22 protein-coding genes are annotated in these 24,206 nt (G+C 60.2%); 7 read left to right on the forward strand and 15 right to left on the reverse strand.

Going from position 1 to position 24,206, the window contains the following annotated elements:
* Both HX786_RS22470 and HX786_RS22475 read right to left on the reverse strand, forming a co-directional pair.
* A partial coding sequence (locus tag HX786_RS22470; RefSeq protein WP_178912603.1) for a Pr6Pr family membrane protein occupies positions 1–595 on the reverse strand: 595 nt, incomplete at its 3' end.
* Between the two features lies 1 nt (position 596).
* Complete coding sequence (locus tag HX786_RS22475; RefSeq protein WP_003216406.1) at positions 597–833, reverse strand: VF530 family DNA-binding protein; 237 nt, start codon at positions 831–833, stop codon at positions 597–599.
* 377 nt (positions 834–1,210) lie between these two features.
* Here HX786_RS22475 and HX786_RS22480 point away from each other — a divergent pair, with 377 nt between their 5' ends.
* Positions 1,211–3,262 carry a TonB-dependent receptor gene (locus HX786_RS22480; protein WP_178912604.1) on the forward strand — a complete coding sequence of 684 codons (2,052 nt, stop codon included), beginning with the start codon at positions 1,211–1,213 and terminating at the stop codon, positions 3,260–3,262.
* Between the two features lie 142 nt (positions 3,263–3,404).
* Here HX786_RS22480 and HX786_RS22485 read toward each other — a convergent pair whose 3' ends face one another.
* Complete coding sequence (locus HX786_RS22485; protein WP_177080122.1) at positions 3,405–5,429, reverse strand: c-type cytochrome; 2,025 nt, start codon at positions 5,427–5,429, stop codon at positions 3,405–3,407.
* 223 nt (positions 5,430–5,652) lie between these two features.
* On the opposite strand from HX786_RS22485, the gene HX786_RS22490 reads away from it, so the two are divergent.
* From HX786_RS22490 to HX786_RS22505, 4 genes are all read left to right on the forward strand, one after another.
* Positions 5,653–6,855 carry a pyridoxal phosphate-dependent aminotransferase gene (locus HX786_RS22490; protein WP_134327281.1) on the forward strand — a complete coding sequence of 401 codons (1,203 nt, stop codon included), beginning with the start codon at positions 5,653–5,655 and terminating at the stop codon, positions 6,853–6,855.
* 39 nt (positions 6,856–6,894) lie between these two features.
* Entirely contained in the window at positions 6,895–7,380 is a 486-nt protein-coding gene (locus tag HX786_RS22495; RefSeq protein ID WP_008435578.1) for an N-acetyltransferase, read from the forward strand.
* 69 nt (positions 7,381–7,449) lie between these two features.
* Positions 7,450–7,947 (forward strand): hypothetical protein, encoded by a 498-nt coding sequence (locus tag HX786_RS22500; protein WP_178912605.1) that lies wholly within the window; start codon positions 7,450–7,452, stop codon positions 7,945–7,947.
* Positions 7,948–8,020: 73 nt separating this feature from the next.
* A complete protein-coding gene (locus HX786_RS22505; RefSeq protein WP_102605011.1) occupies positions 8,021–8,725 on the forward strand; it encodes a hypothetical protein in 705 nt (234 codons plus the stop codon).
* A 122-nt stretch (positions 8,726–8,847) separates the two neighbouring features.
* On the opposite strand, the gene HX786_RS22510 is transcribed toward HX786_RS22505, so the two are convergent.
* From HX786_RS22510 to glyA, 5 genes are all read right to left on the reverse strand, one after another.
* Positions 8,848–9,933 carry a pyridoxal phosphate-dependent aminotransferase gene (locus HX786_RS22510; protein WP_178912606.1) on the reverse strand — a complete coding sequence of 362 codons (1,086 nt, stop codon included), beginning with the start codon at positions 9,931–9,933 and terminating at the stop codon, positions 8,848–8,850.
* Positions 9,934–10,082: 149 nt separating this feature from the next.
* The gene (locus HX786_RS22515; protein ID WP_178912607.1) at positions 10,083–11,525 is read right to left on the reverse strand and encodes a cytochrome c; all 1,443 of its coding nucleotides are present in this window, start codon (positions 11,523–11,525) and stop codon (positions 10,083–10,085) included.
* Positions 11,526–11,528: 3 nt separating this feature from the next.
* On the reverse strand, positions 11,529–13,118 hold the full coding sequence (locus HX786_RS22520; protein WP_008435597.1) for a GMC family oxidoreductase: 1,590 nt from the start codon (positions 13,116–13,118) through the stop codon (positions 11,529–11,531).
* A gap of 14 nt (positions 13,119–13,132) precedes the next feature.
* Positions 13,133–13,669, reverse strand: a complete 537-nt coding sequence (locus HX786_RS22525) for a sugar dehydrogenase complex small subunit (RefSeq protein ID WP_023659207.1) — start codon at positions 13,667–13,669, stop codon at positions 13,133–13,135.
* 256 nt (positions 13,670–13,925) lie between these two features.
* Positions 13,926–15,281, reverse strand: coding sequence for a serine hydroxymethyltransferase (gene glyA / locus HX786_RS22530; protein WP_178912608.1), 1,356 nt, complete (start codon positions 15,279–15,281; stop codon positions 13,926–13,928).
* A 279-nt stretch (positions 15,282–15,560) separates the two neighbouring features.
* On the opposite strand from glyA, the gene HX786_RS22535 reads away from it, so the two are divergent.
* Together HX786_RS22535 and HX786_RS22540 are read left to right on the forward strand one after the other, a co-directional pair.
* Positions 15,561–16,166: a helix-turn-helix transcriptional regulator gene (locus HX786_RS22535; protein WP_003216382.1), complete on the forward strand. Its 606-nt coding sequence runs from the start codon at positions 15,561–15,563 to the stop codon at positions 16,164–16,166.
* Positions 16,153–17,049, forward strand: coding sequence for a queuosine precursor transporter (locus HX786_RS22540; RefSeq protein ID WP_003216380.1), 897 nt, complete (start codon positions 16,153–16,155; stop codon positions 17,047–17,049). Before HX786_RS22535 ends, HX786_RS22540 begins: the two co-directional genes overlap by 14 nt.
* Positions 17,050–17,085: 36 nt before the next feature.
* Here the strand turns inward: HX786_RS22540 and queC are convergent, their stop codons facing one another.
* The 7 genes from queC to HX786_RS22575 all read right to left on the reverse strand — a co-directional run bounded on the left by queC (position 17,086) and on the right by HX786_RS22575 (position 24,013).
* Entirely contained in the window at positions 17,086–17,778 is a 693-nt protein-coding gene (gene queC, locus HX786_RS22545) for a 7-cyano-7-deazaguanine synthase QueC (RefSeq protein ID WP_003216378.1), read from the reverse strand.
* A 102-nt stretch (positions 17,779–17,880) separates the two neighbouring features.
* On the reverse strand, positions 17,881–18,768 hold the full coding sequence (gene cyoE / locus HX786_RS22550; RefSeq protein WP_003216376.1) for a heme o synthase: 888 nt from the start codon (positions 18,766–18,768) through the stop codon (positions 17,881–17,883).
* A gap of 11 nt (positions 18,769–18,779) precedes the next feature.
* Positions 18,780–19,115 carry a cytochrome o ubiquinol oxidase subunit IV gene (cyoD, locus tag HX786_RS22555; RefSeq protein ID WP_003216374.1) on the reverse strand — a complete coding sequence of 112 codons (336 nt, stop codon included), beginning with the start codon at positions 19,113–19,115 and terminating at the stop codon, positions 18,780–18,782.
* Positions 19,115–19,741, reverse strand: a complete 627-nt coding sequence (locus tag HX786_RS22560) for a cytochrome o ubiquinol oxidase subunit III (RefSeq protein WP_008435616.1) — start codon at positions 19,739–19,741, stop codon at positions 19,115–19,117. The genes cyoD and HX786_RS22560 overlap by 1 nt, the downstream gene beginning before the upstream one ends.
* Positions 19,742–19,744: 3 nt before the next feature.
* Positions 19,745–21,763 (reverse strand): cytochrome o ubiquinol oxidase subunit I, encoded by a 2,019-nt coding sequence (gene cyoB / locus HX786_RS22565; protein WP_003216371.1) that lies wholly within the window; start codon positions 21,761–21,763, stop codon positions 19,745–19,747.
* Positions 21,764–21,766: 3 nt separating this feature from the next.
* Positions 21,767–22,708 (reverse strand): ubiquinol oxidase subunit II, encoded by a 942-nt coding sequence (gene cyoA, locus HX786_RS22570; RefSeq protein ID WP_008435619.1) that lies wholly within the window; start codon positions 22,706–22,708, stop codon positions 21,767–21,769.
* 798 nt (positions 22,709–23,506) lie between these two features.
* The gene (locus tag HX786_RS22575; RefSeq protein ID WP_008435621.1) at positions 23,507–24,013 is read right to left on the reverse strand and encodes a disulfide bond formation protein B; all 507 of its coding nucleotides are present in this window, start codon (positions 24,011–24,013) and stop codon (positions 23,507–23,509) included.
* Positions 24,014–24,206 lie beyond the last annotated feature (193 nt).

Below are 24,206 nucleotides of genomic sequence, written 5' to 3' on the forward strand. Positions count from 1 at the left end.
CCACCACCCCCAGAGCAATCAGCACAAACCCCACCAGAATCCCCCCGGCATTGATGAACACCTGTGGATAACCCAGGGTGTCCACGTTAATGAACGGGTACTGATACAGCCCCCACACATACCCGCGCAACAACGCATAGGCGAAGTACACCACCGGGTAAATCACCCACAGCCCGATGTGTTTGAGGCGTAGGCTGCCCTTGGGCACGCACCACCACCAATACGCGACAAATACCAACGGCATCACGTCGTGCAGCAGCTCGTCCGCCACAAACTGCACCCCCGCAGGCTGCCACATGTGGCGCAACAACAGGCTGTAGGCGAGGCTGACCACGACAATGCTCACGGCAATCCCGCTGCTGACTACGGGCCCGAGGAAGAACCGGCTCGCCGCGGTTGGCCGTTGCACCCACGCATGGGTCAACACCACCGCCACCAGGGTGTTGGTGAGCACGGTGAAGAAGCTGAAGAAATTCACCAGGCCCGGCAACAGGCTGGCGCCATCGACCCAGCGGAAGTAGAAAATGATGTACTGCTGCAGCGCCAGGCCGGCCCAACCGCCGAGGGCTGCGAGGCCGATAAGGTGACGTTTCACCTCAGTCCTCGACCGGTCGCTTGGTGCGCATCAACTTCACGTACAAACCTTCGACCTTCTCCCGCGCCCACGGGGTCTTGCGCAGGAACGACAGGCTCGACTTGATGCTCGGGTCACTGGAAAAACAGCGGATGTTGATGCGCTCGGCCAGGCCTTCCCATTGGTAATGCGCCACCAGCGCGGTGAGGACCTGTTCCAGGGTGACGCCGTGCAGTGGGTCTTTGTTTGTCGCGGTCATGCCGGGCCTTTTGTGCAGAAAAGAAGAAAACGAAGCCGCGCACCTTAGCGGACGGGCCGTGCGGGTGGAAGCGTTGCCTTCACTATAGGCCACTGTTCGATCGTTCCCACGCCCTGCATGGGAATGCCGAATTGGACGCTCTGCGTCCCTCGGTCGACGCAAGTTTTAACCCTGCGCAATGGTGACGCAGAGCGTCACGGCATGCATTTCCACGCAGAGCGTGGGAACGATCAGCGTGGGAGTGATCGAGCGGGGTTTGGGAAAGTTCCCCTTGGCAGGGAAAAAGTGATGTTATATTGTAACGATAACTATCAAAGGGTATCGAATCCCTTACCGTTTTCAGCCTTCTCTTTTTGCCGTTTGCCAAGGAACGACCGATGTCCCTCTCTTCTCTCTGGCGCCTCACCCCGCTGGCCGCCGCCCTGTTGATCACCTCCCAGGCCAACGCCCTGGAACTGCAACCTCAAGTCATCACCGGCAACCCGTTGGGCAGCGAAACCCTCGCCTCGCCCACCACCGTGCTGGAAGGCGATGACCTGACCCTGCAACAAAAAGGCAGCCTGGGTGAAACCCTGAACAAGCAGCCCGGTGTGTCGTCGTCGTACTTCGGCCCGGGGGCCAGCCGGCCGATCATTCGTGGCCAGGATGGTGACCGCATTCGCCTCCTGCGCAACGGAGTCGGCGCGCTGGATGCCTCGTCGTTGTCCTATGACCACGCCGTGCCGCTGGACCCGGTCAACGTCGACCGCATTGAAATCGTGCGTGGCCCGGCCGCCCTGCTCTATGGCGGCAGCGCCATCGGCGGCGTGGTCAATACCTTCGACAACCGCATCCCCACCGAAGCCATCGAAGGCATTCACGGGGCCGGTGAATTGCGCTACGGCGGCGCCGACACCACCCGCAGCAGCGCCGGCAAACTGGAAGCCGGCAACGGCACCTTCGCCTTGCACCTGGACGCCAGCGCGCGGGAATTCAACGACCTGAAAATCCCCGGCTTTGCCCGCAGCCGCCATGCACCGCCAAGCGACGACGGTGAAGGCAAGAACGGTCGCCTCGGCAACAGCGACGGACGCCAGGACGGTCGCCTCGGCAACAGCGACGGACGCCAGGACGGTGGTGCAGTCGGCGGTTCCTACACTTGGGACGACGGTTACGCCGGGCTGTCCTACAGCAACTACGACAGCAACTACGGCTCCCCGGCCGAGCAGGACGTGCGCATCCGCATGAAGCAGGATCACTACGCCTTTGCGTCCGAAATCCGCAACCTGCAAGGCCCGTTCACCTCGGTCAAACTCGACGCCGGCTATACCGACTACAAGCACATGGAAATCGAAGGCGGCGAGACCGGTACCACCTTCAAGAACAAGGGCTATGAAGCCCGGGTGGAAGCGCGACACTTGCCGATCGGGCCGTTCAACGGCGTGGTGGGCGCCCAAGTCAGTCGCAATGAATTCTCGGCCCTGGGTGAAGAAGCCTTCGTGCCGCAGACCGATACCAACGCCGGCGCGCTGTTTATCCTCGAAGAAATGCAGGCCACCGAGCGCCTCAAGCTGAGCCTCGGCGGGCGCCTGGAACACACCAACGTCGACCCGGACGGCAAGGGCAACGCACGCTTCGCCAATGCCGACAAATCCGCCGACTTCACCGCCGGCAGCCTGTCGTCCGGCGCGGTGTACACCCTCACGCCGATCTGGTCCCTGGCCGCCACCCTCGGCTACACCGAACGTGCCCCGACCTTCTACGAGCTGTATGCCAACGGCGCTCACGTCGCCACCGGCACCTACGAACTGGGCGACGCCAACCTGTCGAAAGAAAAAGCCGTGTCCAGCGACCTGGCGCTGCGCTTCGACAACGGCACCCACAAGGGCAGCTTCGGCGTGTTCTACAGCCACTTCTCCAACTACATCGGCCTGCTGGGCAGCGGTCGCACCTTGAATGACGAAGGCGAGGAAGACGCCGGCGGCATCCCTGAGTACAAATATTCCGGTGTGCGTGCGCGTTTCGCAGGCTTTGAAGCCCAGGATCACATCAAGCTGGGGGAAGGTGCCTACGGCAAGTTTGCGCTGGAACTGTCGGGCGACTACACCCGTGCAACCAACCTGGACACGGGTGAAGCGTTGCCCCGCATTGCGCCGTTGCGTTTGAACAGCGGCCTCTTGTGGGAACTGGATCGCTGGCAGGCGCGGATTGACGTTGAACACGCGGCGGGCCAGGGCCGGGTGCCGGATAACGAAAGCGGCACCGACGGCTACACCACCTTGGGCGCCAGCGCCGGCTACCGCTTCAATGTCGGCGGCAGCCAGTGGCTGGCGTTCGTCAACGGCGAGAACCTGACGAACCAGACCGTGCGCTACGCCAGTTCGATCCTGCGGGACATCGCCCCGGCGCCGGGTCGAAGTGTGCAGGTCGGGTTGCGCACCACCTTCTAACTGACTGCACTCGGTTAAAACTGTGGGAGCGGGCTTGCTCGCGAAAGCGCAGTGTCAGTCAATACATGGGTGACTGACTCACCGTCTTCGCGAGCAAGCCCGCTCCCACATTGACTGTGCCCACTTCGAACAGGTGGTGGGGTTAGTACCGCGCATCCACGGGCTTACCCCCCTTCGGCCAGTCCTTCACCTTGTCCGGGAAATCCGGACGAGGTTGTTGGGAGAAGTACGCTGCCACATCCACCGCCTCCTGATCCGACAACCCGCCCTGCCCCAACGGGAATTTCTCGTGGAAACCGATCGGCATGTTGCGTTTGACGAACGCCGCCGCCGTGTACAGCCGCGCCATCCCCGCCCCGATATTGAACGACTGCTCGCCCCACAACGGCGGGTACACCAACTCGCCATCCGCCCGCGTCAACCCTTGGCCATTGTCGCCATGGCACACCGCGCATTGCCGGGCGTACACCTGCCTGCCATTCTGCATATCCGGCTTGATCGCCGGGTCGACCTTGCCCACCCCGCGCCCGGCGACTTTGTCTTCGGGCCTGGTGTTGTTTTTCATCCAGTCGAAGTACGCCACCATCGCCTGCATATCCGCCGATTCCGCTGGCAACGGCTTGCCATTCATCGAGCGACGGAAGCAGCCGTTGATCCGCTCTTCCAGGCTCACCACCTTGCCCGCACGCGGCGCATAGCTCGGGAAAAATGCCGAGACGCCCACAAACGGCGAACCATCCGCCACGGTGCCGGCGTTGAGATGGCAGCTGGTGCAGTTCAGCGAGTTGCCCACGTTATTGGGCAGCAGTTCCTTGGTCTGCAGGTGCAGGCGCATGCCGCGTACCACCTGATCGGCATTCGGCGCCGCCAACAATTCGGCCAGGCGTGGGGTTTCAAACGCTGAAGAGTCGGTGGTGACCGGGTTGAGCTGGCCGCGCATTTTCTTCACTTGGGCAGCCGTGACAGGCGTACCTTCGTTGCCCCAACTGCTGCGCACGAAACTGAGGATTTCAGCGATTTCCTGATCCGCCAACCGCGCAAACCCAGGCATGGTGTAGATCCGTGGATGGGCTGCGGTCTCGGCGGTTTCCCAACCGGTGAGGGTGATGTGCAGCAGTGACGTCGGGTTGTTCGAGGCAACGCTCGGGTTGCCGGCCAACGGCGGGAACAGCCCTTTCACCCCGCCGCCATCGCTGCGGTGGCAGTCACTGCAAAACTGCATATAGCCCAGGCCACCACGGCTGGTGAACAAGTCCTTGGGCGGTGCGGCGGGTTCGTGGGCCACGGCGGGCATCGGCAGGTCGTCCTTGCCCGGCGGCAGGGATTTGAGATACGTCGCGATGGCGGTCAAATCGGCATCGGTGAAGTGTTGGGTACTGTGATGAATCACATCCGCCATGTTGCCCGCGACCGTGGCAAAGCGGTTCTGCCCGGTCTTGAGCAATTGCACGGTGTCGTCCACCGTCCACAGGTTGCGCAGGCTCAAGGCGCGCCAGTGCTCGACAGTCTCCCCGGCCAGGTAATGCCGGCCACTGCGGCCCGCGTCGCTCAGGGCTTTTTCCTGGAAGGCGATGCCGCGCGGGGTGTGGCACGAGCCGCAGTGGCCCAGGCCCTGGACGAGGTAGGCGCCACGGTTAAGCACGTCATCCTTCGCCGGGTCCGGCACGAATGGTTGCTTGTCGAGAAACGCCAAATTCCACAGCGCCAGGCCCCAGCGCTGGTTGAACGGGAAGCCCATCTCGGCGTCCAGGTTGGGTTTGTTCACCGCCTCCACGCCCTGCATCAGGTAGGCGAACAAGGCGCGCATGTCGCCTTCGCTCATCTTCGCGTAGGACGGGTAAGGCATCGCCGGGTACAGGTTCTGCCCGGCCGGCGTCACGCCTTCACGCATCACCCGGTCGAACTGCTCGAAGGTGTACTGGCCGATGCCGGTATCACGGTCCGGGGTGATGTTGCTCGAATAGATCGTGCCCATCGGCGTGCCCAGTTCCAGCCCGCCGGCCATCTGCGCGCCTTGCCTGGCGGTGTGGCAGGCGATGCAGTCGCCCAGTTGGGCAACGTATTTGCCCTGTTCGATCAGCGTGGGGTCGGCTTCGTTGGCGTGCAGGGGAAGGGACAGGCACAGCACCACCCCCACAAGGCCCAGACGTGACAGGGGAAAAATCATCGCACTATTCCTTTAATAACCCGGCCTGGGGCGGTCCCCTCGGCGCAGGTCTGCAATCGTTTTTATTGGGTCATCAGGCAGATAACCGGGGCATGGCCAGCCCCAGCTTCGTTGTAGCGGATTTTTTGCGCGCGGCCCTTGATGTGGATCAGGCGGCATGTTCTACAGTGGAACTGAAATTGACTAATTGACGCGGGCATCGATGTCGGCGAGGAGAGCAAGGATGCGTTATTCACCCTTTGTGGGGCGCATTGGCGGCGAATCCGTCAGTGCCTGGGATATTCACTACGCCGCCGCCGAAGCCCAACTGCGTGGCGAAGACGTGATTGTGCTCAGTGTCGGCGACCCGGATTTCGCCACACACAGCGCGATCTGTGAAACCGCCGTGGACGCCCTGCGCGCCGGCGACACCCACTACACCCCTGTGCTCGGCCGCCCGAAACTGCGGGAATCCATCGCGGCCCGCCAGAGCCTGCTGCAAGGGATTGCGGTGCACGCCGACAATATCGCCCTGGTCGCCGGCGCGCAGAATGGCCTGTTCGCGGCCTGCTTGTGCCTGTTCAGCCACGGCGATGAAGTGCTGGTGCCAGAGCCGATGTACCTGACCTACGAGGCCTGTGTCCAAGCCTCGGGGGCACGCATTAGAACCGTCGAACAACCGGCCGCCAACGGCTTTCGCCTGACCCGTACCGCGCTGCAAGCCGCGATTACCGACAAGACCCGGGGCATCGCCCTCGCTACACCGTGCAACCCCACCGGCAATGTCTACTGCCGCGAAGAGCTGGAAGCCGTCGCCGAAGTGGCACGCGCCCACGACCTGTGGGTGATTTGCGATGAAGTGTATGGGCAGCTCATCTATGACGATCAACACCTGAGCATCAGCGCGTTACCCGGCATGGCCGAGCGCACGGTGGTGCTCAACAGCCTGTCGAAAAGCCACGCCATGACCGGCTGGCGGGTTGGCTGGGTGGCCGGCCCGCCCACATTGATCAACCATCTGGAAAACTTGCTGCTGTGCATGATTTACGGCCTGCCAGGGTTTATCCAGGCGGCGGCGCTCAAGGCACTGGAACTGGATGAGGCCTTGGTCAGCGATGCCCGTGCGGTGTATCGGCGCCGGCGTGACCTGGTGGTGAACGCGTTGAGTGCGATCAGCGAGCTGGACTGCCGAGTCCCCCAGGCGGGCATGTTCATGCTGGTGGACGTACGCCGCACCGGGCTCAGCGGCCGGGAATTCGCCTGGCAACTGTATCGCCAGACCGGCGTATCGGTGCTTGACGCCCAAGCGTTTGGCCCCAGCGCCGAAGGGTTTGTGCGGGTTTCGTTTACCGTCGCCGATGACACCCTCAGGGAGGCCTGCCAGCGCATTGCCGGCTTCGTCGAAGGGCTTGGGGCCGACGCCGCGCCTTTACGTGATCGCCGATAACGGGCATAAAACGCCCTTTGCCCCGTTCGAAGGACTGCCATGTCTCAAGGATTGACCTATCGCCAGGCGCACCTGGATGACCTGCACACCCTGTGCGTGCTGGGCCAGCCGCTGAACCGCCTGCACCACCAGGAACGGCCCGATATCTACCGTGACGCCACCGACCAGGTGGAGCGCGACCAGTCCCATTGGCGGCCCTGCCTGACCAGCCGGGTTCAGGCGGTGTTTCTTGCCGAGCAGCACGGCGTTGGTGTTGGATTTATCACCGCGCAAATCATCGAGACCGCCAGCCCGTTGTTGCAGCCGCTGCGTGTTGCCAGGATCGGCTCGATCTGCGTGCTGGAGGCACACCGCGGCCAGGGCATTGGCCGTGAACTGATGGCGCTCGCCGAACGCTGGGCCATCCGCCAGGGCGCCCGGGATTTGCGCCTGACCGTCTGGGCCTTCAACGAACCGGCGCAGCGGCTGTACGAGGAATTGGGCTACGAAAAACGCGCCTTCGAAATGGGCAAGCGCCTCGGTTAAATCGATGGACAAGCCACGCGCGGCCCGGCGAATATCGACGCCCAACTTCATCAGGCACGGACGCTGACCATGCTCGACATTCTTCAGGGCACGCCCCTTTGGGTGTACGCCGTTTATCTGTGGATCTGCTGGTACGGGATCAAAGCCACCCGCGGCAGCCGCGAAAACCACCGGTCACTGGTTATCCTGCCGGTGGTGCTGGTGATCTGGTCGCTGTTGTCCATTGAGCATTCAACGCTGTCGATCGGTTGCTGGCTGGGCGGTGCCGCCGTGGGTTGCCTGGTGGCGATGGCGATGTTCACCGCCAAGGGTGCAAGCCTCGATGGCCACACGCTGGTGCTGCCCGGCACCTGGAAAATCCTGCTGATCTCCCAACTGTTCTTCGCCGTGAAGTATTACCTCGGTTACCAGCACGCCGTGCACCCGTTGCTGTCGAGCACCGCGCCAATGCTGGCCCTGACGGGCGGGGCTTCGGGTTTTACCGTTGGGCTGTTTTGCGGGCGGGCGATCAAGCTGCAGCGGGCGTTGGCATCATTCAACCGCGATGAGGGCATTGTGCTGCCTTGACCTGATCCCCCTCCCCGCTGAAAATGCGCGACGCTTTTCCCGTCTCCCCGTTTACTGAAGTAGTGAAATTTCAATGTCTGATTCCCGCACCGAAGAATCCGTAGTCGCCTTGCAATCCAAAGCTGAATACGAAAACGCCATCAATCTTTCACAGCACGTGCCGGCGGCCAAGACCATCAGTGAAATGGTGCTGGACGCGTTCCACACCTCCAAGGAAAGCGACCAGATCCGCGAGCTGCGCGTGGCCATCCGCCAGGCCCACGACGCTTTCGACGACGACAAGGCCTACGACCTGATGGGCGAGCTCAAGCAGCTCAAGGACGCCGAAGCCGCCGACAACGCCGCCCTCGAAGACCTGAACAGCAAGTTCTCCATCAGCCGCATCCTGTCCAGCTTCAAGGACGACCCGGAGTTTCAGGAGCTGGTCTACGGCCTGGCCCTCAAGGTGCTGAACCAGACCCACCAGGCCATCAGCAACCCGAGCGCCGGCAAAGGCAAGGCTTCCCGCCCGAAGAAGGAAGTGGAAGTGTTCGCCATCAGCAAGGACGGTATCAGCGTCACCCTGCCGCTGCGTTCGCCGCGCTCCAAGCCGAACGTGGACCGTGAGGCGTTTGAGTTCCTCGGTTTTACCTTTGTCGGTGAAGGAGACGAGGCGGAACTGGAAGTTGAAACCTTTGTGGATAACTCGGGCGCCGAGCAGCCACTGACGCGTAAAAGCATCATTACGGCATTGCAGCAGCAAACCGCATTTGATGGCTACAGCATCGCCCAGCAGTAACCCGATCTAAATGTGGGAGCGGGCTTGCTCGCGAAGACGCTGGGTCAGTCACGTATGCATTGACTGACACTCCGCTTTCGCGAGCAAGCCCGCTCCCACATTTGACCTGCGTCGCAGCGAATTCAGCGTACGACCTGAGCCGCAAACACCTCGCGAAACCGCTTCATCTCATCAGCATTCCCCACGGTGACCCGCACCCACTGCGGCCAGTTTTGCCACACGCGCCCTATCTTCACGCCCTGCTCGCCCAACCGCTCGATGACCTGTTCCGCCGGACGGCGTACATCAATCATGAAGCAGTTGCTGTGAGACGCCGTGCAGGTGAATCCGCGGTTTTTTAGCCAGGCCACCGTCTCATCCCGCAACTGGGTATTGAGCGCCTTGCGCGCCGGCACCAGTTGCGTATCCGCAAGGCTGGCGCGGGCGGCCAGCAGGCTGGCGGCCGCCGGCACGTTGTCCCCGCCAAACACCGCCAGTTGTTCCAGCAGCTGCGGATGACCGATCGCAAGCCCCAGGCGTGCGCCGGCCAGGCCATAGATTTTCGAGAACGTGCGCAGCACCAGCAAGTCATCATGGTCCTTGACCCACGCCACACAACTGGGTGCGTCACTGAAGTCGATGTAGGCCTCGTCCACCAGCAAAATGCTGCCCTGGGGTTTGCGCGCCAGTGCCTGTTCGATGGCCTTGGCGGGTGTGAGGGTGCCGGTGGGATTGTTCGGGTTGCAGAGGTAGATCAGGCCGGGCTGGCGGTCCACGGTGAGCATGGCGGGAAGGTCATGGGCGTGATCGGCGGTGAGGTCCACTTCATGCACCCTGGCCTTGCACGACTCGGCTGCCTGGCGCGGAACTTCGTAGGAAGGCGTGGCCATCACCAGGCTGCGGGTTTCGCTGGTAAACGCCAGCACCGCGTAGCGCAACGCAGCCATGGAGCCGGCGAACACCGCCACCTGTTCCTCCAGAATGCCCTGCTGTTTGGCAAACTGTTCGACCAGCGCGTACATGTCCGGGTACGGGTAGCGCCCCGAGGTGGCGATGCCGCGCTGCATGGCCTGCCGCGCAGCCGGCGACGGCCCGTAGGGGCTTTCGTTGTAGTTGAGCAGCACCTCGGGCGCCGCCACGGCGGGGCTTGCCTCAGCCCAGTCCAGGCGACCCAGCAACGGCAAGGCCGCGCCCAGTGCGATCAGGGAACGACGACTCACGTTGACCATGAAGACCTCTCCTTGTCGGCTCGCAGCTTCAGGTGCGGGATTCGCCCCCGTTCCTGCAATTGGGTATGACGAGGAAAACAGCCGGTGATTTACCCAACCAACAAAAAGCCCCGCACTTCATACCGAAGGCGGGGCTTTTGCGTTTCCGTCTAGTTGGAATGAAAACGCCGGTTCAACGCGATCCGCTTGGCCTCCACTGCCCGCAGGTGTTGGTGGTGACGGCGCCACAGCAACAGCACGATGATCAGCAACAGCACCACCAGGCCACCGCCCCACAGCAGGTACGGCATGGCCGTGATCAACAACGGCGCATCCCCACCGCGACGCAGGCTGGTGACTTCTTCGGAACTGACGCTCAGCGCCGGGTTGCCGAAGGTTTGCAGGCTGTAGTTGGCGATGGCGGCGATTTGCGCGTCGTTCAGGTCACCGCCCAGGGCCGGCATGCTCACGGCGCCGTCGGCACCTTTGCGGTCGATGCCCGCGATGATCGCCATCACCAGGTTGTTGGCCTGGTTGCCGTTGAGCGCGGTGTTGAGGCTCAGGGACGGGTAGAACTTGTCAGCCGAGCCCTGGCCATCGCGGCCGTGGCAGCTGGAGCAGGCCGAGTTGTAGAGGCGTGCGCCATCCAGGCCAGTGGCATCGGCCAGTGAGGCTTGATCGCCCTGGCCGGTTTCCAGGGTGCTCATGTCCACCGGCTTGACGTCACGCACCACCCGCTCGGTTTGCCCGGGATCGCGGATCGGCGGCACGCTGTGCAGGTAGGCGGCCATGGCATGCAGGTCGCTGTCGCTGAGGTAGCGGAAGCTGTTTTCCACGGCTTCGGCCATGCCGCCCGCGGCTTGGGCCTTGTCGGCGAGGTGACCGTTTTTCAGGAAGTTGACCAGGTCGTCCTCGCTCCAGTCGCCGAGGCCACTGACCTTGTCGGAGGTGATGTTGGGCGCGACCCAGCCCCCCAGTTTGGCGCCGGCCAGGTACTGGCTGTTGTCCTCGGCCATCAAGGCATTACGTGGGGTGTGGCAGGCGCCGCAGTGGGCGAGGTTGTCCACCAGGTACTGGCCGCGACGGGTCTGTTCGGTGGCGCCGGGCTTGGGCACAAAACCCTGGCTGTCGAGGAACACCAGGTTCCAGCCGAACATCAGTTGGCGGATGTTGAACGGGAACGCCAGGTGCGTTTCCGGCACTGGCTGGTCCACGGCTTTGACGCCCTGTTGCAGGTACACATACAAGGCGTGGATATCGTCATCGCTCATACCCTGGTAAGAGGTGTAGGGCATCGCCGGGTACAGGTGCTGGCCCTTGGCGTTGATGCCTTTGCGCAAGGCGTCCGCCAGTTGTTGCTCGGTGTAGTCGCCGATGCCGTAGGCCTTGGACGGGGTGATGTTGCTGGAGATGATCTTGCCCATGGGCGAGTCGATCACATACCCGCCGGCCAGCGGCGCGCCGCCATTCTCGGCGGTACGGTGGCAGGCTTCGCAGTCGCCGGCACGGGCGACATACGCACCTTTCTGGATCAGCGCGGCAGTGTCTTCAGCGGCAAACACCGGCAACGCGGTGAGCAGCAAGGCCAGCAATGGAAATTTAAGCAATCCCATGACCTAGACCTCCCGCGCAATGATGTCGGCCATACGGATACTCAGCGCCACGCCGGCCAGGGTCGGGTTGATGGTGCCGGAGGCCGGTATCACCCCGGTGGTGGCGAGAAACAGGTTGGCGTGGTCGTGGGTGCGGCACTCGTGGTTGACCACCGAATCCTTGGGGTTGGCGCCCATGATCACGGTGCCCATCAGGTGGTCGCGGTTCTGGTAGCCGGTGTTGTCTTCCACCACCGTGCCGCCCATCAGCTGCACGAAGTGCGCATAGTCTTCAGTGACGCCGGCCTTGGCCGCCTTCACGTAGTCGCCCACCTCGTAGTTGACCACCAGCATCGGAATGCCCAGGGCGTCCTTGCGGGTGCGGCTCGGGCGCACGGTGTTGGTCTGCAATGGCAGGGTTTCATACACGGTAGAGACGTCGACCCAACGCGCCGCATCGTGGCGGATGCGTTCGTCCAGCTCCTTGCCGTACACGCCCTGGGCGATCAGCCGCTTGGCCACGGCAATGTTCGGCACGTTGTTGGAGATCGAGTGTTTGACCGAGGCCCGCTCCTTGCGGAACTCGCCGTCGCGGCGGTTGAAAATCCCGCCCTGCTGCACCGCGCCGCGTCCCGGCCACAACGGCTCGTCGGCGATAAATTGCAGGCCTTGGCCAGTGTGGTCCATCAGGTTGCGACCGACCTGGTCGGAGGAGTTGGCCACCTCGGAAATCAGCAGCAGCTTGGGGGTTTCCAGACCGTGGGCGGCAACGATGAAGTACTTGGCAGTGAGCCGCACATCAGCGCCGGTGGAGCTGCGGTAATGGATCGCGACGATCTTGTCGTCCGCGCCTTTTTCCAGCTTGTAGGCGGTGGCGTCGGTGATCAGCTTGGCGCCGGCCTGTTCCGCATGGCGGGCGTGCACGTCGCCGCTGTACATCGCGCCAATGGGGCAGACCGGCATGCAGTTGTTGTTGCCGCTGCACGCCGGGCGCCCGTCGTAGGGTTCAGTGGCACGGCCATTGGGCTCATGGATAAAGTGATACCCCGCCGGTGCCATGCGTTCGCGCAGGCGCTGGAACAGGTAGGTATCACCTTCCGGCGCCATCGGGTACGGGCTTGAGCGTGGCGGGAAAGCGCCGCCGCCCTGCCCGCTCTGGTCCTGGGTGTCACTGCCGCATACGCCCAGGGCAATTTCCGCACGCACGTAATAGGGTTCCAGCTCGCTGTATTCCAGCGGCCAGTCGCGACCTACGCCGTAGAGCGTCTTGAGTTTCATATCGTTGGGCAAGTAACGCCAGCACGCTGCCGCCCAGTGCCAGGTGGTACCGCCCACCAGTTTCAACATGCCGGGGCGGAACTCGAAAGAACCGGTGTTCTCGATGTATTGCTCATCATAAGAATGATGGGCCCACGGTTCATTCGGATAGGGTGAGTTGTAATTGCCCTTGTTCGACGAATTACGGAAGTTCTCGACTATCTTCCAGCGGGGAATATGTTCACCGGCTTCCAGAATAATCACTGACTTGCCGTGCCTGGCCAATTCAAATGCTGCGTTACTGCCTAATGCGCCGGAGCCAACCACAATGACATCGGCGTCAAAATCCTGATTCATAAAAGTGCCTTGTCTTAGTCGTTGGCCAGCGTGGCCGGAGGATTGACCCAGTAATTGGTTTTTCCCCGGGAGTACGTCGGGATCACCGTGGCGTCCGCGGTCGGCGCATAGGCCAGGGCGCCGGTGAAGGTGACCAGCCGCGTGCCGTCGGTGGCGCGCAGGGACACCGGCGTGCCGGTGTAGCCCAGGTACCAGGCGGAGACGATTTTCTGCGTCGTGTCCTTGATCACCGGGTCGGCGTAGAACGGGCTGCCGGACAACTGGCCGACGTTGCGCAAGTGATGCTGGCCAACCTTGCTCCACAAGGCTTTGATCTTCTCGGGGAATGCAGGGTCGTTCCGGGTGCACTGGGCCAGGATGCGCAAGGACAAGGCGGCATCCAGGTTCGAGCGTTCGAGGAGGAACATCGACAGTTGGCGGAAGGATTCAATGTCGTCGCTGGCGGCGCTGCTGACTTCCTGCGCCAGCGCGGCACCTGCCCACAGCGGGGCAAACAGGCCAGCACCGGTCAAGGCTGCGCCTGAATACAGGAGTTTTCTTCGGGTTATCACGGGATATCTCCTCATGAGTCGAACAACTATCGGCGCACGGGCCTAGTTCGACTTCACTGCAAAAGGCTGAGTACTTCGTTCACGGAGGTTGAACGGACTTTAAGAGCCCTTTTTATAACTGCCAGGAGAACGCCAAGCTGTCGTGCAGCTTGTTAATGATGAGAATGAGCAACAACGCGACCGTCTATAACAGCCGCTTAAACACCGTACAGCAATTTATCCTGCAATAACATGAAACATCCATTTGGATGTTTGCTCAGTTGTGCAGGTAATCCGCGAGGGGATACTTCGCGCACAAGGCTTGAGCCTGCAAGCGCAGTGATTCCTGTGCATTCGGATCCAGGGTGAACTTGTGCTCGTTGAGGGGCGTGACCGCATCGAGTACCCGGCACACCAGTTCGACGACCTGCCGACATCCATCGGCGTCGAGCTGGCGTTGCGCCAGGGAGCCGGTGCCGATACACAACCCGCCAGCGACGAATGATGGTCGCGTCTCTCCCGGTGCGCGATGCTTGTCCACGATGATGCCGCACTGCTCCAGCGCCGCCTGGGCGATGGCGCCGGTGATGCCGCCACGCAAGCGAATCAGCACCGAGTGGTTTTCACTGCGCCCGCCCACCACCTCGTAGTCACAGGCCTGGAACGCGTTGGCCAGTTCGTCGGCCGTGGTGCGAATACGCGCCATCCAGGCGTCGAAATCCGCGGACATGGCGTAGCCGAACGCCGCCGCCTTTGCCGCGATCATGTTGAAGGCCGGTGCGCCCTGCATTCGTGGGAACACGGCTTGATCGAGGAGCCGGCTGAAGCTGGTCTTAAGGCCCGGCACCTTGGTTTCGGCGTCGCGACCGGAAAGGATCAGGCCGCCACGCGGGCCGCCCAGTTGTTTATGGGTGCACAGCGTAGTGACGTGGGCTGCGTCGATCGGGCTCGGATGGCGCCCGGTGGCGACCAGGCCGGCGATGGTCGAAATGTCCGCCAGCAGGATCGACCCGGCTTCGTCGGCAATCCCACGCAAGCGCGCGAAATCAATGGTGTGCGAGTAGGCCGTCGCCCCGCAGATGATCACGCGCGGGCGATGGGCCAGCGCCAGTGTGCGCACCTGGTCGTAGTCGATAACACCCTTGGAGGTAGTGCCGTACCGGAGCGCCTTGTAGTTCGCGCCGGTGAACGCGACGGGGCTGGCGTGGCTCAGATGCCCGCCATGATCGGGGGCCATGCCGAGCACGGTGTCTCCCGGCTCCAGCAAGGCCGCCAGTACCTGATAGTTGGCAGTCGACCCCGAGTGTGATTGCACGCCGGCGTATTGCGCACCGAACAGCTCACGCGCTCGGCGCACAGCCAGGGCTTCGACCCGGTCGGCATTCTCGCAGCCGGCGTGATGACGCCAGCCGGGCGTGCCCTCGGCGGTCACGTTGACCAGCAGCGAGGCGGACGCCGCCAGGATATTCGGCCTCACTGCGCAGGACGAAGCGGCCAGCGACAGCGTCTGGTGTTGGCGCGTGACTTCCGCATCCAGCAACGTTGCCAGCTCCGCGTCTTCTGCCCGTAGATCCGCCAGCCCTCGTTGCAGCAGGTCGGCCTGGTGGGTAAGTGGTTGCGTGTCGACTGCCATTGTCCTGTGTTCCTTCCCTGAAAATCCCGTGCGCCTTTCCGTTGGGCGCAGGGCAATTAAGCAGAAAAATGAACATTTTCCAAATTAAATGATTCTTTTTGGCCGCACACAGGGGGACAAGACGCGGTTTTTCCTGGCTGGATGATGGCCAATCGCCAAAAAACTGATCACGGTCTTTATTCTTGTGGCAGGCGCATGCAACACTTCGCGCCGCGGCGAAGTACGCACCCCCAGCGCAACATGGACGCTCTGTGTAGAACATAAGGAAGTGGTGGGCATTTGATTCACAGAAAAGAACGCACCGAGTATTTGAAGAGCAATATCAAATACCTGATCAAGAGCCGCGGAGAGACGCAGCTGTCGTTGTGCAATGCGGCCGGCCTGACCAGAACCACGATCTACAACATTCTGGAAGGCAAGGTCGTCAACGTACAGCAGTCCACCATCCGCAAGATCTCGGATTTCTTCGGCGTTTCCTATGAAGAAATCGAGACCCTCGACTTCGAAGAAAAAGAGATCATCGACAGCAGTATTTCCCCCCAGGGCAACATGAACCCTGCTGCCGTGCCGATCATCAAGCAAAGCCAGGTCATGGCCAGCATGGACAAGCGCATTGGCGAACTCGCCACGCTGTACCCGCTGACCTACTACTTCGGCACTTCCTACAACTTGATAGCCGTGCTGCTGGAACATGCGATTGCCGGTGTCAACGAGCCGGGCGATTTGTTGATCGTGCAGAAAGGGACGTCGAGCGACGACAAGGAAAAGTTGGTGTACGACAGGCTCAGCAAAAAACTATTTATCACGGATCAAGCGTGTGTCAGCTCGGATCGTATCTGTGTGGTGGGAGATATCATCGAGGAGCGCTTCAATGACAACGTATGAGCACGAAGTCGAGAACAGCAAATACAAGTTGCTGGGGTTCGAGAATGACAAGAGCCTGGCGGTGATCATGGTGATCGCCACGGGCAAGATCATTCGGATAAAGCTGAGCGAAGTGCTGAACAGCGAAATCATGGACAATTTAAACAAAATGGAAGTCAAGAACATGTACAAGAAGTTCTACTCACAGGGCGGAGCGCTGACCGCGTACGACCTCAACGACCGCAACGAGAACTCATGGATGATTTACATCATCCTGAACCTGCTGCTCTTTACGTTCTATATCTTCACCAGCATCGCCGCGACCAAACCTATCTACTTGGAGTCTCTGGGCATTATCGTCACGCCCGGCACGTTCCTTTACCCGCTGACGTTTCTGATCGTGGACTTGCTCAACGAACAATTCGGCCTGCGGCTGGCGAGACGGGCCATCCTGTTTGCGTTTGCCAGTAACGCGATGATCATCATCCTGCTCTACGGCTCGACCTTCCTCCCCGGCTTGCCAGGCTGGAAGCTCGACGGGCCTTACAACGACGTGATCATCCAGGTGTCGTCGGTGCTCATCGCCTCTTCGGTTTCGTTCCTGGTGTCGGAGAACATCAACTCGTACCTGCTGTGCAAGATCAAGGAGCTGACCAATTCCAGGTACCTGTTCCTGCGGATTTTCCTGAGTACGTTCTTCGCGGTGATCATCGACAGTTTCCTGTTCTGCTTCATCGCGTTCTACGGCGCCATGCAGACCAGCGACATCCTGAACATGATCTACGTGCAGATCGCGATCAAGGTTTGCTTTGCCTTCTTCAACATCCTGCCGGCCTATGGTGCCCGCTCGCTGTTCAAGCGCTACATCACGGGCGATACCCAGGCCCAACCACACGCCAGCTGATGATCGTTCCCACGCGGAGCGTGGGAACGATCGACATCACGCCAGTTTGCTTTTCAGGCTCTGCATGACGGCTGCCTTGTTTTCGAGGTAGTCGTTCAGGCCACGTGCGCGAAGGTTGCACGCGTCGCAGTTGCCACAACCCGTACCGATAATGCCGTTGTAGCAGGTCAGGGTCTGGTTGCGGATCAGGTCCAGCTGCTGGTGATCGTCCGCCAGGGCCCAGGTCTCGGCCTTGTTCAGCCACATCAACGGCGTTTCCAGGCGTACGTCGTATTCCATGCCCAGTTGCAGCGCTTTGTTCAGCGCCTTGACGAACTCGTCCCGGCAATCGGGATAGCCGGAGAAGTCGGTTTCACACACCCCGGTGATCACCGTTTCCGCCTTGACCTGGTAGGCGTAGATCGCCGCGAGGGTCAAAAACAGAATGTTCCTGCCAGGCACGAATGTGCTCGGCAAACTCTCGCCCGAGCTGTTCACCGTGGGTACCGGAATGTTGTCGCGGGTCAGGCTGCTGATGGCCAGCTCGTTCAACAGCGACACGTCCATCACTTTGTGAACGGTGGCGCCCAGCTGTTTGGCGAGTTTCTGTGCGACTTCGATTTCCGCCACATGGCGCTGGCCATAATCGAAGGTAATGCAGTGCACCTCGTCATACAGCGCCAGTGCCTGGATCAGGCAGGTGGTCGAATCCTGCCCACCACTGAATACGATAACGGCTTTTTTACTCATCACGCTGCTTCCTGCATTTGTAAGATTTGGCATAGTTTAAAGGCCCCTCAATAAAAAACCCCGCGCTTCTTTCGAAGGCGGGGCTTTTTACTGCTCGATCACTCAGTGAGCGTACGTCAGCAGCAACTCTTTCGGCACCTGGAAATCCAGGGACATCATCACGCTCAAGGCGGTGATGGTGAAGATCGAGAAGACGAACAGCTTGCGTGCCCAGACGGTGTCATCCACCGCCTTGTAGCCGGTCCAGGCCATGTACAACCAGTACATGCCCATGGCGGCGGCAACGGCGAGGTAGCTCATGCCGGCGTAGCCACTGAAGGTCAACATCAAGGTCGCCACGAGGAAGGCCAGGATGTAGAGCAGGATGTGTTTCTTGGCGACCTTGATGCCACGCTTGACCGGAAGAACCGGAATCGAGGCAGCCAGGTAGTCGTTGAAGCGGAAGATCGCGATGGCATAGGAGTGCGGCATCTGCCACAGGCTGAACATCACCAGTAGCACCAACGCGGCCATGTCGAAGCTATTGGTCACAGCCACATAACCAATCACCGGCGGCATCGCCCCCGACAGACTGCCCACCAGCGTGCCGTGAACCGACTTGCGCTTGAGGTACAGGCTGTAGAAGCCGACGTAGATGACAAAGCCGATCACGGCAAACAGCGCCGCCAGCGGGTTGGCCACCTTGTACAGCAACACCACGCCGGCGATACCCAGGATGGTCGCGAAGATCAGTGCCAGTTTCAGGGAGATAAGGCCCTGGACCAGCACACGATTCTTGGTGCGTTCCATCTTGATGTCGATATCGCGGTCGATGCAGTTGTTGAATACACAACCGGAAGCTACCACCAGGGACGTGCCGATCATCGCAGCCAGGAAAATGGCCAGATCGACATGCCCCTTGGAGGCCAGGAAGAAACCGCCTGCCACAGAAAGCACGTTACCGAAAATGATCCCCGGTTTGGTGATTTGGATAAAGTGCTTAAGCGACATCGGGTCTTACCTCACTTCGCCATCATGAACGTATGGATGCTGAACATGATCCATACCGACAGGCCAACCAGCAGGAGGATCACCAAACCTGCGAACACGAACGCAATCACGTTATCGCGCTGAGCCTTCGAGCGGTCCAGGTGCAGGAAGTACACCAGGTGAACCAGGACCTGGATCACCGCGAACGCCAGGACGATCATCAAGGTGATCGACTTCGGCAAGGTTGGGTACATCACCAGGCCGAACGGGATCAGCGTCAGGATGACCGACAGGATGAAGCCAATGGCGTACGACTTGACGCTGCCGTGGCTGTCATCATGGCTGTCATGGGAATGTGCATTAGCCATTACAGAGTCCCCATCAGGTAGACAACGGTGAAGACGCAGATCCAGACCACGTCCAGGAAGTGCCAGAACAGGCTCAGGCAGCTCAGGCGAGTCTTGTTGGTGTTGGTCAGGCCATGTTTGTTGACCTGATACATCATGGTCGCCATCCAGATCAGACCGGCAGTCACGTGCAGACCGTGGGTGCCTACCAGCGTGAAGAACGCCGACAGGAAGCCGCTACGGTGCGGGCCGTAACCTTCGGAGATCAGCAGGTGGAACTCGTTGACCTCCATGCCGATGAAGCCCAGGCCGAACAGGAAGGTCAGTGCCAACCAGCTCAGGACGCCTTTCTTGCTGCCCTTGTAGAAGGCCAGCATGGCGAAGCCGTAGGTGATCGAGCTGAACAACAGCAAGGCGGTTTCGCCGAGCACGTAAGGCAGTTCGAAGATGTCGTGGCCCGACGGGCCACCCGCTACGTTGTTTACCAGTACCGCGTACACCGCGAAGATCGACGCAAACAAGATGCAGTCGGTCATCAGGTAGAGCCAGAAACCGAATACGGTCATTGGCCCCGAGTCGTGGTGATGGTCATCGTGCCCATGGTCATCGACATGGGCGTGTCCAGCATTGGTCACTAAGTTCGACATGGTTTAAGCCTGTTCCAACGAGGTTTCAACACGGTTGGCCGGGATCTTCTTCTCGGCAACCAGGCGAGCGTGTTGCTCGGCTTCGATGCGTTCGATCACGTCGACCGGCACCATGTAGCCTTGGTCATCACGGGCAGCGTGAACGATGAAGTAGCCGATGGTGCCCACCAGGCTCACGATGGCCAGCCACCAGATGTGCCAGATCATCGCGAAACCGAACACGGTCAACAGCGCGCCCATCACAACGCCGGTAGCGGTGTTGTTAGGCATGTGGATCGGTTCGTAACGCGCAGGCTTCTGGTACGCAGTACCGTCTTCCTTGGCTTCGGTGAACGGATCGATGCTGTCAGCCTTCGGCAGTACGGCAAAGTTGTAGAACGGCGGTGGCGACGAAGTCGACCATTCCAGGGTGTGTGCATTCCATGGGTCGCCGGATTCGCACATGTTCTGCTTGCGATCACGCACGCTGACATACAGCTGGATCAGCTGGCAGGCGATACCCACAGCGATCATCAGTGCACCCACCATGGCAACGTACAGGTACGGTACCCACTCAGGGTTGGTCGTGGCGTTCAGACGACGGGTCATGCCCATGAAGCCCAGAGCGTAGAGCGGCATGAACGCGACGAAGAAGCCCGAGATCCAGAACCAGAATGCAGCCTTGCCCCAGCCTTCGTGCAGCTTGAAGCCGAACGCTTTCGGGAAGTAGAAGCTGAAACCTGCGATGTAGCCGAATACTGCGCCGCCGATGATCACGTTATGGAAGTGAGCAATTACGAACAGGCTGTTGTGCAGTACGAAGTCAGCACCCGGGATGGCCAGCAGTACGCCGGTCATGCCGCCGATCGCGAAGGTCACCATGAAGCCCAGGGTCCACAGAACCTGGCTGGTGATACGCAGACGACCGTGATAGATGGTGAATAGCCAGTTAAATAGCTTCACCCCCGTCGGGATGGAAATCAGCATCGTCGCCAGTCCGAAGAACGCGTTGACGCTGGCCCCCGAACCCATGGTGAAGAAGTGGTGCAGCCAAACCATGAAGCCCAGTACCGAGATCGCGCCCGAGGCGTAGATCATCGAGTGGTGACCGAACAGGCGCTTGCCCGAGAAGGTCGAGATCACTTCAGAGAAGATACCGAACGCTGGCAGGATCAGGATGTACACCTCAGGGTGACCCCATGCCCAGAACAGGTTCACGTACATCATTGGATTGCCACCAAGTTCATTGGTGAAAATGTGGAAATCCAGGTAACGGTCAAGCGACAGCAACGCCATGGTTGCAGCCAGGATCGGGAACGATGCAACGATCAGTACGTTGGCCCAGGTGCAGGTCCAGGTGAAGATCGGCATGTCCATCAGCTTCATGCCAGGGGCGCGCATTTTCAAGACGGTGGCCAGGAAGTTGACCCCCGTCAGTGTCGTCCCGAGTCCTGATAACTGTAGCGCCCAGATGTAGTAATCCACACCCACGCCCGGACTGTAGGCCAGGCCCGACAATGGCGGATACGCAACCCAACCGGTCTTGGCGAATTCGCCGACGCCCAGGGACAGGTTGATCAGCACTACGCCGGATACCAGCAGCCAGAAGCTCAGGGAGTTCAGGAACGGGAACGCAACGTCACGCGCACCGATCTGCAGCGGCAAGGCAAGGTTCATCAGGCCGGTGAAGAAAGGCATCGCCATGAAGATGATCATGATCACACCGTGGGCGGTGAAGATCTGGTCATAGTGTTCAGGAGGCAGGTAGCCAGGCGAACCCTCGGTGGCCATGGCCAACTGGGTACGCATCATGATGGCGTCGGCAAAACCACGCAGCAGCATGACCATGGCAACGATGACGTACATGACGCCGATTTTCTTGTGGTCGACCGAAGTCAGCCACTCGGTCCACAGGTAGGTCCACTTCTTGAAGTAAGTGATACCTGCAAACAGTGCCAGACCACCCAGCGCGATCATGGCGATGGTCACCATCACGATCGGCTCGTGGAACGGGACCGCATCCCAACTTAATTTACCAAACATCGTTTACTCCTCTGCCCCAGCAGTTGAATGCGAGCCCGTGTCAGAACCTTCAACCGCGGCCACTTCTTTCTTCTCGTGCTCGATCGGCTTGCCTGGCTTCATACCTTCGTACTTGTCGACGATTTTCTGAAACAGGTCCGGCTCGTACGTGGAGTACAGGGCGACTGGGTTGTTCTGGCTTGGTTTGGCAAGGGCGTCGTATTCAGCTTGATCAAGCTGTTTAGGTGCGGCCTTGACTTCGGCTACCCAGGCGTTGAAATCTTCCTGGCTCGTCGAGATCGCTTTGAATTTCATGCCGGTGAAGCCAGCACCGCTGTAGTTGGCGGAGATGCCTTCCATTTCAGCTTTCTCGTTCGCGATCAGGTGCAGACGGGTCTGCATGCCTGCCATCGCGTAGATCTGGCCACCCAGTGCAGGGATGAAGAACGAGTTCATCACGGCGTCGGAGGTGATCCGGAAATTAAGCGGGGTGTTCTCCGGGAACCGGATCTGGTTCACAGTGGCGATACCCAGGTCCGGGTAGATGAACAGCCACTTCCAGTCCAGCGCGACCACTTCGATGTTGATCGGCTTGACGTCGGAGTCCAGCGGACGGTACGGGTCCAGCTCATGGGTCGACTTATAGGTGATGTAACCCAGGGCGATGATGATGAGGATCGGCACCAGCCACACCGCGATTTCAATCTTGGTGGAGTGCGACCACTTCGGCGCGTAGGTGGCGCTGGTGTTCGACGCGCGGTATTTCCAGGCGAACGCGAACGTCATGATGATCACGGGCACCACGACCAACAGCATCAGCAGGGTGGCGGTGATGATCAGGTTGCGTTGATCCAGACCGACCTGACCTTTAGGGTCGAGCAAGGTCCACTTGCAGCCTCCCAGCATTAACATCATGCCAAGCAGCGGCAAAAAGCCTAGTAATCGGGGGTACCTGTTTTTACTCATCTCACGACCTCTAAAGCAGCTTGCGCAATGCAGTTGGGTTTTGATCGCCAACACTTCACCCTGCCAAGGGTTGGCATTTCTCTTCGATTGAATAAGGGCCTGCCCGTCGCACCTTGCGCGAATCGACACGTCCCGGGCTAGCGGTGAGTTCTTATTCGAATTCGTTGGTCAAAGGCCTTGTTACAGACCAATTCCATTTGGTGCGGATAGTTGAAAGGCTGCCGGCACCTGGGGTCGCATGAAACGTTACATCCGCTTCTCGACCGCCCTAGTTTGCTCAGGGGTGAGCAGCACCGGACATTCAGTGCGGGCGATTGTAGTTAGCTAGCGATGTATAAACCATGTCTTATCCAGAAATAATTTTTATCGTTTCCAGCAATAATCCTTCACCATTATTGCAAAGGTCCGCGATCGTATCGCGTTTGATTCTCGACAAAAACCACAAAAAATGCCGTGTTATTGGGCAATCTGCCACATCCCTTACAGCCTGTAAGGGCATCGAAAACGGATCCAAGTCCCCTAAAAACAAGGCATTCGGACATCGGGCAATGTCGCCGACCGCACGCCACTCGCGGCGTCGGCCAGACGACGAACTGACAGCCATAAAACGCCGCTTCATGCAAATTTATGGCGCGTTTACGAGCGTCAGAAACGTCCTGCGACAGCTTCCGTGTGACAACATGTCGCACGCTGCGCACACCCAAACTTGCCCCGCGTCACGGCCTCTTCACAAATGCCTACAAACAAAAACGCCCCAGCCTTCTTTAGAGGAAGGCCGGGGCGTTGAGTTGTAACCGCTTAGGCTTTGCCCTGGCGATTACGGTAAATGCCCAGTGGCACCAGGATCACCGTCAGCACAAAGGCCACCAGCGCCCACTGGGCCAGGGACAGGCCGAGCACGGGCGGGTACGGCGTCTCACAGAAGCCGTCGACCTGGAACCCCAGGGGAAACACCGAGGCCAGCGGCAAGCCATCGACAATCGGTTGCAGCACGTCGATGCCGCAGCTGACCTTCGGAAAGAACTGGATGTACACGTGATAGCCGGCAGCGGCGACGCCCCCCAGGGCGCTGAGGGTCACCAGTGCTTCAAACACCGTGACACTGCGGGTGGTGCGCATGGCGGCACCGATGAAGGCGAAGATCGCGATCAGCAGCAAGGCATAACGTTGCAGGATGCACAGCGGGCAAGGGGCCTCGCCCAGCACCACCTGCATGTACAGCGCCCCGCCGATCAGCGCCAGGCAGATGATGCCCAGCAGTACCAGAAAGCGTCGCTCCCTGCCCAAACGCAATTCGTCGATCATCCCCGTTTCCCTTTAGCCAATGATGGTTGTGCCAATGGCCGCAAGTTTACACGCGGACGGTGAAAGTTGAGCAGTTGGCGTGTGGAGGTTTAAACAGGAGGCATTAACAGGAGATTAATCAGGGAAAATGGAGATCAAAATGTGGGAGCGGGCTTGCTCGCGAAGGCGGTGTATCAGACACACATTCAGTGAC

The organism is Pseudomonas sp. 21615526, assembly GCF_013386245.1.
Taxonomy (GTDB): domain Bacteria; phylum Pseudomonadota; class Gammaproteobacteria; order Pseudomonadales; family Pseudomonadaceae; genus Aquipseudomonas.